This window comes from Candidatus Methylomirabilota bacterium (genome assembly GCA_036005065.1).
Taxonomy (GTDB): Bacteria; Methylomirabilota; Methylomirabilia; order Rokubacteriales; family DASRDR01; genus DASYQW01.
This window is the reverse complement of record DASYQW010000370.1, coordinates 1-12,205: the sequence shown is the minus strand read 5'-3', so window position 1 is coordinate 12,205 and position 12,205 is coordinate 1. Positions and strand designations below refer to the sequence as shown.

Below are 12,205 nucleotides of genomic sequence, written 5' to 3'. Positions count from 1 at the left end.
CGCCGCGCTACTCTCTGGGCGCGTGGGCGGAGGCGCGCGCGGGGCTGGGGCCGACCGAGGGAGGGCGCACGGAAACGTGTCTTGCACTTCCTACGTTCCTGCCTACGTTCCTGCCTACGTTCAGAGCAATTGAGCTCGCCTTCAAGGCTTTTCTCCTGGCTCGTAAGGTGCCTGTTCCTCAATTGAAGAGCTGGCGTTAATCGTTCCTATGCGCCACGAAAGGGGGTCGCCATGGTGATCCGTGCTGTCGCATACCTCGTCGCTCTCGTCTGCGTCCTGCCGAGCCTGTCGCCGCGCCAGGCTGATGCCGAGGAGTTCACGACGATCCCGGTGGTGATCAATATCCTCAAGGGTGTCGACAACGTCACCAAGGACTTAGCCGCCGAGTCCGTCATAAAGGCCAGCGAGATCCTGAAGCAGGCACAGATCAAGCTGAAGGTGGTGGACGTCCATGACAACGTGCAGATGAAGAGCGACGTCGACGGCGATGCCATCATCAAGGAGGGCGACGAGGCCACCAACGTCCTCAAAGAGGGGTCGGGTGAGGTCGAGAAGACGGAGAACAAAAAGGGCCTGAAGGTCATCTTCGCGAAGAAGTTCGTCCTAAAGGATGGCGGGGAGCCGCCCGGTGTGTCGGTCCACAAAGTGCCCGTGGTGATCGCCATCAGACGGAACACCACTCAGCAGACCGGTGAGACCATCGCTCACGAGGTCGGTCACATCCTGACGCTCGGGGAAAAACACCGGATCGACAAGACGACGGAGTCGGACAACGCGGGCCACGCCCCGGACAAGGAGGGGGTCAGCGGCCGGCAGAATCTGATGGCCCCGTCGAACTACCGCAAGACGACCAAGGAGATCCCGGTCCCCTACCTGACGGGCGCGCAGATCGACAAAATCCTGAAGGACAAGATCCTCGACAAGGCCGGGAAGTCGATCTCGATGACTACCACCCCGGGCGACAAGCGCCAGCAGCAGTTCGCGGTCGCGACCCACCCCTTGGGCGAGCAACGAAGGACGACGTACTTCGACTTCTTCCGGATCGCGTTCAGCTCCGAGGCAAGCGACGCCTCGGTGAGCGCCCTGGTGACCCTGGGCGGCCTCTTTCCGGCGACCGGGCCCGTCGACGCCCTCTACCGCCTCCTCTTCGACACGGACCACAACTCGGGCACCGGCGTCAGCGACGAGGCAGGGTTCCATGGGATCGACCGGATCGTCCGACTCCAGGTCCAGCGCGGCATGGCCGGCCCGCTGACCGTCACGGGGACGGTTCTCGATCCCGTGACGGGCACCACGATGCCGCTTCCCGTCCCGCCGCGCATCGGGCTGAGCAAGCTGGTCACGGACTCCCGCCGGCCGGCCGGGCCGTTCGCAAACGAGCTGGTCGTCGACCTCCCGAAGCGCCTGCTCGGGTTCACCGCGCCGGAGGTGCCCGTGGGTGCTGTCGCCCAGGGGTCGACGGGAATCCGCGACATCATGTCCTTCATGTTCGACCTCAACCGGTGGGCGAAGGACGCGGCCCTGTTCCTCTCCCGCGGGTCGGTCCTGCCGGGGGAAACCGTGCTCTTCGCGATCCGCGGGCTGAGCCCGAACAGCCCGTTCAGGCTCTTCTTGGACGAGCGCGCGCTCCTCGGCGGAACCCTGGATCCGACCGGGGCTGTCTCCGGCAGCTTCACCATGCCGTCGCGGCCCATGGGCACGCCGCTCTTCGTCACGGCGCAGGACGCGACCGGCGAGTTCGCGTTCAACGGTGTCGTGGTGTCCGGCGCCGTCGTGACGGGTCCGGGGCCGGGCGGCTCGCCGGACGTACGGGCCTTCAGGCGACCCGGCGTGCTGGCCAAGAGCTTCCTGGCTTACGCGGGGGGGTTCACCGGCGGGGTTTTCGTGGCAGTCGCCAGGCTCGACGGCCTGGGGGGCGCTCACATCATCACTGGTGCCGGCCGCGGCGGGGTGCCCGAGGTCCGCGCCTTCAACGCCGACGGCTCGCCTCGCCCCACGCGCTTCGCCGCCTTCGATCCTGCCTTCCAGGGCGGCGTGCGGGTCGCCGCGTGCGACTTCGAGGGGAACGGCCGGTCCGCGATCGTGGTGGCGACGGGACCCGGCGGTCCGTCCCAGGTCCGCGTCATCAAGCTCGGCCCCGACGGGGTCCCGGAACGCGACCTCGCCAACTTCCGGCCGTACCCCTCGAGCCTCCACGGGGGCGTGTTCGTGGCGTGCGGGGATGTCAACGGCGACGGGATCGCTGACCTCGTCACCGGCGCCGGGGAGGGAGGGCCCCCTCAGGTCCGCGTCTTCCGGCTCCGCGCGGGCGCCACCGGGGGGGTCGCGCCCCTGGCAAGCTTCCTTGCCTTCGACCCGGAGTTCCGCGGTGGCGTCCGGGTCGCAGCCGGCAACATCGACGGGAGCGACCGCGCGGCCATCATCGCGGGAGCCGGGCCGGGCGGACAGCCGCGCGTGCGCGCCTTCAAGCTTGCGGGGGGCCGGTTGAGCCAGCTCGCGAGCTTCCTGGCGTACGCTCCCACCTTCCATGGCGGAGTCTTCGTCTCCGCCGGGAACGTCACCGGGGACAGCCGCGCGGAGATCCTCACGGGCCCGGGTGCCGGCCATCCGCCCCGCGTACGGGCGTTCACGGGGGGCGGTACCGACACCGCCATCGGTTTTCTCGCGTACAGCCCGGCGCGCACCGGCGGGGTGACCGTGGCGGGGATCCCGTGAGGTCTAGGTGGCGGCGCGCGCGAGCGCCGCGCAGGTCTCGGTGATGGCCTCGGTCGCGGTCGGGTTGGCCAGCAGGAGGCGCATCAACGCGCCCCGGAGAGTCCGATCCAGTGGCGGGCGATCTCGTCGCGGCGGGCGAACAGACCCGGCCCCGGTCGCGCATGTGGGTGATGACGCGCTCGAGCGCCCCGATGCGCCCGGGCCGCCCGATCATCCGGAGGTGGAGCCCACCGACAGCATCTTCGGCGCCGTGGCCCCTTCCCGCCACAGGCAGTCGCTCGGAGCAAACCTCCGTACGCGCGACGGCTTGGCATCACGCCGCCATTCTCGGGCCGCCAAGCCTTGACATGCGCGGCACATGCAGATATGCTGCGAGCATGTCCAGGATGATCCAGCTCCGTAACGTCCCCGACGATCTTCATCGGAAGCTCAAGGCCCGGGCCGCGCTGGAAGGACTGTCTCTCTCGGACTACCTGCTCCGGGAAGTGCGCCAGACGGCCGAGCGTCCAACCCCGGACGAACTCAGGGAGCGCCTGGCGCAGCTGCCGCCGGTCAATCCGAAGGTGTCGCCCGCTCGGGCTGTCCGGCAAGAGCGCGACCGCCGGTGATCGTGGTCGATGCGTCGGCGCTCCTGGAGGTCCTTCTCAACCGTCGGGCGGCGGCGCCGATCGCCGAGCGGCTCCTCGCCCCGGGTGAGACGCTCCACGCGCCCCACCTGCTCGATGTCGAGGTAGCCCAGGTCCTGCGCCGCTACGCGGCCTCGGGCGAGCTGGACGGAGCACGCGGCGCCCGCGCCCTGGAGGTCATGGCCGAGTTCGCTCTCACCCGGTATCCCCACCAGCCTCTCATGCCCCGGATCTGGGCCTTGCGACACAACATCACGGCGTACGACGCCGCCTACATCGCGCTGGCCGAGGCCCTGGCGATCCCGCTGGTCACGCGCGACGCTGCCCTGGCCGCGACCCGAGGCCACCGGGCCACAGTCGAGCTGGTCTAGGGTCCGCCCGGCGCTCAGCGCTCGGAGCGGTCGCGCCAATCGGCGATTCCTCTGCGCCTGCGGCGAGCCAACCTCCGCTTCTCTCCGCTCCCTCTCCCAAGGTGGGGATGCCTCACCGCCGGCGCGAGCCGGCTCAGCCGCCGTATCGCAGCGATCCCGGCGTCGTCAGGCGCTCGCCCGTCTCGAGCAGCGTCTTCAGGCCGGAGAGGATCATCGGCCAGCCGCCGTAGAGCTCTTGGTTGGCGTCCCCGCGAAGCTCGTCGTGGGTGACGGTCAGGCAGCAGGAGTCGCCGACCGGCTCGATCTCCCAGGTGACCCTCGAGGGTCCCTCGCGCTTCACGTCCTCGCTCCACCGGGCCCTGAAGCTCTGGACGAGCCGGCGCGGCGGGTCAACCTCGTGGACGGCGAGCTGATCTACGGCGACGCCTACGAGCTCGAGCTGACCGACCCCCGCCTCAACCGGCAGATCCGGACCCACTACACGGTGCAGGCCCTGGAAGGCGGCCCCCGGTAGGAACCTCCCCGCCCCGGGCGTCGCCCGCGCCATAGCTTGGGGGCGCCGCGCGTGCCTTGGTGTATCGCGGGAAGGCCATGAATACCCCCGCCGCGCCGCTGCCGGGGACGGCGATCCCGGGGCGCCGGATCTACCTCACCATCCTCTCGCTCCTGGCGCTCTCCTTCATGCTCTTCCAGATCGCGGTGCTGCGCGAGCTCCGCTTCCAGCTGAGCACCATCTTCACGCTGACGCCCTTCCTCTTCAGCGGCGTGCTGGTCTGCATCGGCCTCGGCTCTCTGGCGGCCGGGCGGGTCCGCTCGACCTCCCTCCCCGTCCTCGGCTGGAGCACCGCGCTCCTCCCCGTCTTGCTCCTCCCGCTCTTCGGCATAGTCATCGTCCTGGCTCAGGGCCTCATCGACCACACCACCGCCGCGTTCTCGTACGCCCTGGGGGCGCCGGCCCCCGGCACCGGGGACGCGTATCTCCGGTCCGTCATCCTGGCGTTCCTGGCCGTCGCCGCGCTCGGCTACGGGCCGGTGTTCTTCCTGCAGGGCGTGATCTTCGCCCTCTACTTCCGGGAAGGGCGCCAGGAGGGCCTCCTCTCCAACGTCTACGCGGTCGACCTCATCGCGTCGGGCGGCGGGGCCCTGCTCGGCGGCCTCCTGAACTTCTTCCTCACCCCGGTCCAGCTGGTGCTCCTCGCCGTCGCCCTGCTGCTGGTCAACCTGTGGATCTCGTTTCGCTACCTCGCGAGCCCGAGAGCGGTGGTGGTGACGGCGTCGGCGATCACGCTGGCCTTCGTCGCCGCCGAGCTCGCCACCGGCTTCCTCGAGCAGCTCGAGGCGCCGCGGTGGATGGGCCACCCGCTCGCCTACTCGCAGTGGAGCCGATACCGCCGGATCGACGTCGTGGACCTCCCGCGGGAACTGGCGGTCTTCGCCGACGGCCTCCTCTTCCACGAGTACCGGAAGCAGGACGTGACGCACGCGCGGGAGCCCCGGGCGCTGCCGGCGCGCCTGATGGCCGGCGCCGACCGGGAAATCCGGGACGTCCTCGTCCTGGGCTCGGGCACCGGCTCGGACGTGCGGATCCTCCGGCACCTGATCCCGAGAGACCTCAACATCGTCGCGGTCGAGCTGGACGGAGGGTTCGTCGAGACGGCCCGCGCCTTTCCGTGGCTCTGGAACTACTATCGGACCGCCGACATCGTCGTGCAGGAGGGCCGCTACTTCCTCGAAAACACCCCGGACGAGTTCGACATGGTCATCTATGCCTACATCGATCCCCAATCGGCCATCTCCAACATCGGGCTCCCCGACGCCAACTTCATGTACACGGACGCCGGGCTCCGGCGTGCCTACGGCAAGGTCCGTCCCGGCGGATACCTGGTGATCACGCGGGTCTTCCTCGTGCAGGAGGCGGAGGAGTTCGTGCGGCGACTCTGCGCGACGCTGGCGGCGGCCGGGGTGCCGCCGTCCGAGGTGCGTCTACACCGGACCCGGGGGAGCCTGGCCTGGGGGTACTACGGCGAGCTCTCGACCATTCACGCCGTCGTGAAGAAGGGCGGCGCGCCGCCCGTGATCCCGGGAGCGGAGCTGGTGCCGATCGCGTGGGTGGACGGCGGACGCCCGACCACCGACTTCTTTCCGCTGTCCATGGTCACGGGGATCTGGTTCGACACCCTGGTCCAGTTCGTCCGGCGGAGCATCCCCGCCCTGCTCCTGCTCGGGGTCCTGGGAGCGGCCCTCGTCGTCCGCACGGCGACGAGCCTCGGGCACTTCAACTTCTTCGTGCTCGGCTTCGGCTCCTTCCTGCTCGAGAGCCTCGTCCTGTTCAACAGCTTCCTCCTCCTCGGCGATCCGAACCTGAGCGCGGCGGTGGCGGTCGGTGTCTTCCTCCTGTGGAACGGCGTGGGGAGTCTCTGGTCGGGCCGTTTCGAACGCTCGCGCTGGTTCTACGTGGCGGTGCCGCTCGCCGTCGGCCTCTACGCCGCGACCGCGCCGATCCTCAACGGCCAGACGATCGGCCTGGCGCTCCCGGCGCGGACCCTCGCCTTCTCCTTCCACCTGGCGCTGGGCGGGGTGGTGGCGGGGGCGATGTTCCCGGCCGCGCTGCGCAGCTTCCGCGACGAGCGGGTGAGCAGCATGTTCTTCATCGACCTGGTCGGCTGCGCCCTGGGACCGGTCGCCTTCTGGCTGGCGCTGAGCGCCAGCGGGGTCTGGCTGGTCGGCTTCGGCGCCGTGCTGAGCTACGCCATCGCCGCGCTCATCCTGGCCCGCCGGAACGCCTGAGCCCGGTCGGCAGCACGGGACCGGCCGACGGACGCCCGGGCCGGATCCGTGAGCGGCACGCCTCAGGGCCCGGCGGTCCCACGGAGCACGGCCAGGGCTGACGCGTGGAGCCGGCCGTTGGAGGCCAGGGCGCTGCCCGAGTAGATCGTCGGCCGGCCCTCGAAGTCGGTGAGGGAGCCGCCCGCTTCCTCGAAGAGGATCTTGAAGGGCGCCAGGTCCCACGGCTTGAGATCGGCCTCGAGCATCAGCTCGGCCTGTCCCCGCAGCACGACGGTGTAGGCGAAGTAATCGCCGAACCCGCGCTGGCGCTGGGTGGCGTCGACGAGCCGGAGGAAGCCGTCCCAGTACGCACCGAGCGCCTTCATGTAGTTGAGGCTCGAGTGGAGCAGCGTGGCGCTCGCCAGTCGGTCGACGGTCGAGACCCGGAGCGGACGCCCGTTGGCGAAGGCGCCCTCGCCTCGTCGCGCCCAGAGGAGCTCCCCGGTGGCGGGCGCGTGGACCACGCCCAGCGTCACGTCGCCGTCCTCCTCGAGGGCGATGAGCGTCGCCCAGTACGGGAGGCCGCGGACGAAGTTCTGCGTCCCGTCGATGGGATCGATGATCCACCGCACGGCCTGGGCTCCCTGCGCTCCGAACTCTTCGCCGAGGAAGCCGACGTCGGGGAAGGCCGCGCCGAGCCGCTCGACGATGGCTCGCTCGGCCTCGCGGTCGGCCTGTGTCACCGGGGTCTGATCAGGCTTGACCGTGACCTCGAACCCACCGGTGAAGTAGCGCAGGGCGAGGGCGCCGGCCGCCTTCGCCGCCTCGAGGGCGACCTCCAGCGCGCGGTCCATCCCTCCGCCTCTCAGCGAGGCAAGCCCAGGACCCGCTCGCCGATGATGTTCCGCTGAATCTCGGAGGTCCCGCCGGCGATCCCGAACCGTCGCGCGAAGAGCGCCTGGAACGCCCAGCGGCCGCCGTCCACCGCCCGCGGCGTGCCTCGCCAGAGCAGGACGTGCGGCCCGAGGAGCTGAGCGGCCGTCTCGGCCATGTGGGCGTAGGCATCCGTGAAGGCGAGCTTGAGGACCGAGCCCTCCGGTCCCGGCGGCTCGCCGCGGAGCCGTCGGGTGAGGGAGCGAAGGCCGGTCAACCGGAGCGCCTCGGCCTCGATCCAGCACCGGGCCAGGGCCTGCCGGGCCACCGGGTCCCGCGAGACCGGGGCGCCTCCGCGCGGCGTCCGGCGAGCGAGGTCGAGGAGGAGCCGCGTGAAGTGATGGAGATTCGTCTGGTTGCCGAGACCGGCCCGCTCGTACATGAGCACCGTGATGGCGACCTTCCATCCGGCGTCGAGGGGGCCGAGCAGGTGCGCGCGGGGGACGCGGACGTCGTCGAAGAAGACCTCGTTGAACTCGGCGTCACCGGTCATCTGCACGAGCGGCCGGATCGTGATGCCGGGGCTTCGCATGTCCACCAGCAGGCAGGAGATCCCGTCGTGCTTCGGCGCCGCCGGATTCGTCCGGACCAGGAGGATGCACCACTGGCTCCGCTGCGCGTTGGACGTCCAGACCTTCTGGCCCGACACCCGGAAGACTTCGCCCTCGAGGACGGCGGTGGTGCGGAGAGCAGCGAGGTCGGACCCGGCGCCCGGCTCGGAAAACCCCTGACACCAGATCTCGTCGGCGGAGAGGATCGCCGGGAGGTGGCGCCGGCGCTGCTCCTCGCTCCCCCACTCCATGACCGCGGGCCCGACCATCATGAGACCGATCGTGTTCACCCCGGGCGGAGCCCCGGCGCGCACCATCTCCTCCTGGAGGATCATCTGCTCGACCAGCGTGGCGCCGCGGCCGCCATACTCCCGCGGCCAGGCGATCCCGACCCAGCCCCCCTTGTGGAGCCGGCGGTGCCACGCCAGACAGGCGTCGAAGGCGCGGTCGGGGTGGAGGGTGAACTCGTCGTCGGTCGCCGGCCACTCGCGCCGGTGGGCGGGAAGCTCCGCCTCGAGCCACCCCCGGAGCTCCGCTCGGAAGGCGTCCTCGGACGCGGAGTAGGCGAAGTCCATCAGTCTTTCTTGGTAGCACGAGGGCCGCAGCAGGGTCAAGCGAAGCCGCGGAAGAAAAACGAAGGGGCCGCGCGCCCAGGAGGGCACGCGGCCCCGGTTCGAGCGCGGGCCGCTTACGAAGCCTTCCGCTTCTCGATCTGCTGGCCCTGAAGCCAGCGGTCCAGCTCCTGCTCGACCTGCTCGCGGGTGCGCCCGTAGTGCTCCTGGAGCTTGCCGATGAGCTGCTCGGCGTTCCCCTGGATCTGGTCGAGCTCGTCGTCCGTCAGCTTGCCCCACTGCTCCCGGACTTTCCCCTTGAGCTGCATCCACTGGCCTTCGAGGCTATCGCGGTTCATGCGGGTACTCCTCAAGCTGTAGGGTTGGCACTCAGATCCAGTAGTACGGGAACCGGTAGTGGTCATGGAGCCGGCTCTCGTACCCCCGGTCGATGACGGCGCCCGGGTCGTAGGCGGGCGCCTCCTTGATGCGCTTGGTGTCGATGTTCATCACGACCGTGCGCTTCGCGGGCTCGACGCTCGAGATCCACGCCGCCGACAGGATGACCTGCCGCCCGGGAAGCCAGCGACCGGTATCGATCACCAAGTAGCGGACTTTGAGGTCGGCGTCGTCGACCAGGAGGTCGGCGATCTCCCCGATCTCGCCGTCCGTCGCGGAGAGGCCATAGCCGACGACATCACGGACGCTACGCAGCATGCGTCGATCCCCAGGCTTGCGTCCCCGCGAACTCGCTCACGCGGCAGGCCGGAAGGTGACCCGATCCCCCGACGGGGCAGCGACGAGACGCGGACGCCGGCCGGTCTTCTTCAGGTGCACCGCCTCGTAGCAGTCGCGGTGGTACGTGGAGCCCCCGATCACCACCCGGGGAGCGCGCGACGCGAGCTTGAGGTGACACGACTGGCACGACGCCCCGCTGAGCCCCGCGGTGTCCTGCGTCTCGGTCTCGTCGAGCATGAAGCCAAACATGGCTGACCTCCCCCTTCAGAGCCTGAGTGCCTTCCGGACAGCGCCAACTGCTGCCGGCCGATCCATGCGACTGTAATGCCAGGCGGCTCGGCGGCCGGCGCCGTTCGGCCAGCGTCGAAACCACGAAGAGTTACGGGGCAGGCCCTCCTTCCCTTCCCACCAGCGGGTCTCTGGGTGTCACGAACATAGACACTGTGCGGCCAGCCCGGGGCTTGGCGTCGGACAGCCGACGCCTTGACGCGCGCCCGGCGACTCCTTGTATTTTCGCGGGGCGGGGCCGAGAATCGGCTGGCGCGAGCCTCGGGGGGCGCCGCCATTCAAGGCCCCTCGGCGCCGCGGTCGGGCGGCGGCCTGGTCCAGCCAATCGGAGGATTCCCAATGCCAAAGCGGAGTTATTCGGCGGAGACGGTCTCGGACGCTCTCACCCACCGCGAGGGGACACAGCACCGGCATGAAGGGCCTCCCCGGCGGCACGCGCCCCGGCCGCGAGCCGGGAGCGCCTCCGTCGGGGCCCGACGGAACCGACGGCGAAAGGGACGGGCGGGATCCGATCGAGGGTCCGCCGGGCGCCTCCAGGGCAAGGTCGCCATCGTCACCGGCGCCGCGCGCGGGATCGGGCTCGCCATCGCCGAGGCGCTCGTCGCCCAGGGTGCCCAGGTCACGCTCGCCGACTGGCTGGCCGACGAGGTGCGCGCGCAGGCGACGAAGCTCGGCCCCGGCGCCCTGGCCGTCCCCACCGACGTCGGCGATGCCGGGCAGGTGCGACGCCTCGTGGCCGCCACCGTCGAGCGCTTCGGGCGCCTCGACGTGATGGTCGCCAATGCGGCGGTGCAGGCGGAGATCCCCTTCCTCGACCTCACCGAGACGGAGTTCGACCGGGTGATCCGCGTGAACCTGAAGGGGACGTTCCTGTGCGGCCAGGCGGCGGCGCGCCACATGGTCGAGACGGGAACCCGAGGGGCGATCATCAACCTGAGCTCGGTCAATGCCGTCGTCGCGCACCCGGTGCTGGTCCACTACGCGGCCTCCAAGGGCGGCATCGCGATGTTGACCAAGGGCATGGCGGTGGCGCTGGCCCCCCACGGGATCCGGGTCAACGCGATCGGCCCCGGCACGGTGAACACGCCGATCAACGCGAACTTCTTCGGCGTGCCCGGAATGATCCAGCGCTTCCTGATGCGGACGCCGTTGGGGCGGATCGCGGAGCCCGAGGAGATCGCCCGGATCGCCGTGTTCCTGGCGTCGGACGACGCCTCCTACGTGACCGGGACGACGATCTACGCCGACGGCGGACGGCTGGCCCTGAACGGAGTCATGCCCCCCGCCCCCTGAAGTTACCGGAGGGGGCCTCGTCGGCCCTCTCCGGAACCTCCCGACCTCTCGGGCTGGGTGGGTGGGCCCGGCGGCGAAGCCGCCGCTCGGAGGGGAGCATCTACCCGCGGGGTAATCAAGTGTGCGCGTAGGGCTGCACTCCGCGCATTTTTTCACTCTCGTGAGGGGCACCTGGCGCACCGGGCCGACGGCGATCCTTCCCCCCACACAGACCGGTGCGTCCTCGGGAACTTCTCCTCGCCCGGCCGGTCTAAGAGGTCGACCACGCCGGCCGGCCTCCGGGCCAATCCAGGGCCGGCGTGCGGAGGAGTCCCATGCGAGCGACGCGGCGGCAGTTCGTGCGGTGGTTGGGCCTGACAGCCGGCACGGTCGGCCTGCGCCCGGCGACGGCGTGGGCGGAGCGGCTCAGAATCCTCGGAGGCGGCGACGGCGGTGGCGGCCTCGACCGGCCCTCGGGCCAGGGCAGTCCGGATTTCCACCGATTCGCAGCGGGCGTCCGGATCGGGGAGACCCGGACCCACGGCCTCCTCAGAGTCTTCTGGCTCCACGGACAGCCGGGGGCGCCGCTGGCCGTGACCGCGCTCGAGGAGGCGCGCGAGAGCGGAGACCTCGTGATCACCGAGCAGGAGCAGGCCACCGTACCCGAGCTGATCGTGGAGAACCGCGGGAAGACCCACGTCCTCCTCCTGGCCGGCGAGATCCTCCTCGGCGGCAAGCAGAACCGCGTTCTCACCGAGGACCTCCTGCTGCCGCCCCTGTCCGGTCCGCGCAAGGTCGGCGTCTACTGCGTGGAGCAGGGCCGCTGGGCCGGCCGGGCGAAGGAGTTCGGCGCTCGCGGCAGCTTCGCCGCGCCGGGGCTCCGCTCGAAGGTCCTGGAGAAGGCAGGGCAGGGCCGCGTCTGGGCCGAGGTCGACCGGTATGCGCGCCGCGCGGCCGCGCCGTCGACCACCCAGAGCTACCAGGCGATCTACGACAAGCCGGAGGTGAAGGCCCAGCTCCGCGAGGCGGAGCGGGGGCTCGATTCCCGCGCGGCGCCCGGCGCCCTGGGGGCCGCGGTCTTCGTGGGGAGGACCCTGGCCGGCCTCGACCTCTTCTTCGAGCCCGACCTCTTCGCCCGTGAGTGGCCGAAGCTCCTGCGCGCCCAGGCGCTGGATGCCTACGGCCGGCCCGAGGCGCCGGACCCCGATCAGGGCCCGGCGCGGGCGCGCGCGGAGGACCTCCTGCGGGCGGCGGCGACGATCGAGGGAACCCTGCACGCCAACGCAGGCGCGGGCCGCGTCTTCGAGTACCGGGCGGCCGGACAGCAAGGGTCGGCCCTCCTCTTCGAGGGCCGGGTCATGCACGCGGTGATCCTCTGAGGTCATTTCGGGGGG

11 protein-coding genes and 1 pseudogene are annotated in these 12,205 nt (G+C 70.6%); 6 read left to right on the top strand and 6 right to left on the bottom strand.

Annotated features, from left to right (window positions below; all coding sequences use genetic code 11):
• Positions 1–231 precede the first annotated feature (231 nt).
• The 3 genes from VGW35_25065 (at position 232) to VGW35_25055 (ending at position 3,712) form a co-directional block, all read left to right on the top strand.
• Complete coding sequence (locus VGW35_25065) at positions 232–2,715, top strand: FG-GAP repeat protein (GenBank protein HEV8310945.1); 2,484 nt, start codon at positions 232–234, stop codon at positions 2,713–2,715.
• Between the two features lie 377 nt (positions 2,716–3,092).
• Positions 3,093–3,323: a hypothetical protein gene (locus VGW35_25060; protein ID HEV8310944.1), complete on the top strand. Its 231-nt coding sequence runs from the start codon at positions 3,093–3,095 to the stop codon at positions 3,321–3,323.
• Positions 3,320–3,712 (top strand): type II toxin-antitoxin system VapC family toxin, encoded by a 393-nt coding sequence (locus VGW35_25055; protein ID HEV8310943.1) that lies wholly within the window; start codon positions 3,320–3,322, stop codon positions 3,710–3,712. The genes VGW35_25060 and VGW35_25055 overlap by 4 nt, the downstream gene beginning before the upstream one ends.
• A 133-nt stretch (positions 3,713–3,845) precedes the next feature.
• Here the strand turns inward: VGW35_25055 and VGW35_25050 are convergent.
• Positions 3,846–4,109 (bottom strand): annotated as a pseudogene (locus tag VGW35_25050) (SRPBCC domain-containing protein).
• A gap of 194 nt (positions 4,110–4,303) precedes the next feature.
• Here VGW35_25050 and VGW35_25045 point away from each other — a divergent pair.
• A complete protein-coding gene (locus VGW35_25045; GenBank protein ID HEV8310942.1) occupies positions 4,304–6,499 on the top strand; it encodes a hypothetical protein in 2,196 nt (731 codons plus the stop codon).
• 62 nt (positions 6,500–6,561) lie between these two features.
• Here the strand turns inward: VGW35_25045 and VGW35_25040 are convergent, their stop codons facing one another.
• From VGW35_25040 to VGW35_25020, 5 genes are all read right to left on the bottom strand, one after another.
• On the bottom strand, positions 6,562–7,332 hold the full coding sequence (locus VGW35_25040; protein ID HEV8310941.1) for an inositol monophosphatase family protein: 771 nt from the start codon (positions 7,330–7,332) through the stop codon (positions 6,562–6,564).
• Positions 7,333–7,343: 11 nt separating this feature from the next.
• Positions 7,344–8,537, bottom strand: a complete 1,194-nt coding sequence (locus VGW35_25035) for an acyl-CoA dehydrogenase family protein (protein ID HEV8310940.1) — start codon at positions 8,535–8,537, stop codon at positions 7,344–7,346.
• Positions 8,538–8,650: 113 nt separating this feature from the next.
• Positions 8,651–8,872 (bottom strand): CsbD family protein, encoded by a 222-nt coding sequence (locus VGW35_25030; GenBank protein ID HEV8310939.1) that lies wholly within the window; start codon positions 8,870–8,872, stop codon positions 8,651–8,653.
• Positions 8,873–8,903: 31 nt separating this feature from the next.
• Positions 8,904–9,230 carry a PRC-barrel domain-containing protein gene (locus tag VGW35_25025; protein ID HEV8310938.1) on the bottom strand — a complete coding sequence of 109 codons (327 nt, stop codon included), beginning with the start codon at positions 9,228–9,230 and terminating at the stop codon, positions 8,904–8,906.
• Between the two features lie 36 nt (positions 9,231–9,266).
• Entirely contained in the window at positions 9,267–9,500 is a 234-nt protein-coding gene (locus tag VGW35_25020) for a hypothetical protein (protein ID HEV8310937.1), read from the bottom strand.
• Between the two features lie 378 nt (positions 9,501–9,878).
• Here VGW35_25020 and VGW35_25015 point away from each other — a divergent pair, with 378 nt between their 5' ends.
• A complete protein-coding gene (locus tag VGW35_25015; protein ID HEV8310936.1) occupies positions 9,879–10,832 on the top strand; it encodes a glucose 1-dehydrogenase in 954 nt (317 codons plus the stop codon).
• Between the two features lie 314 nt (positions 10,833–11,146).
• Positions 11,147–12,190 carry a DUF6569 family protein gene (locus VGW35_25010; protein ID HEV8310935.1) on the top strand — a complete coding sequence of 348 codons (1,044 nt, stop codon included), beginning with the start codon at positions 11,147–11,149 and terminating at the stop codon, positions 12,188–12,190.
• Positions 12,191–12,205 lie beyond the last annotated feature (15 nt).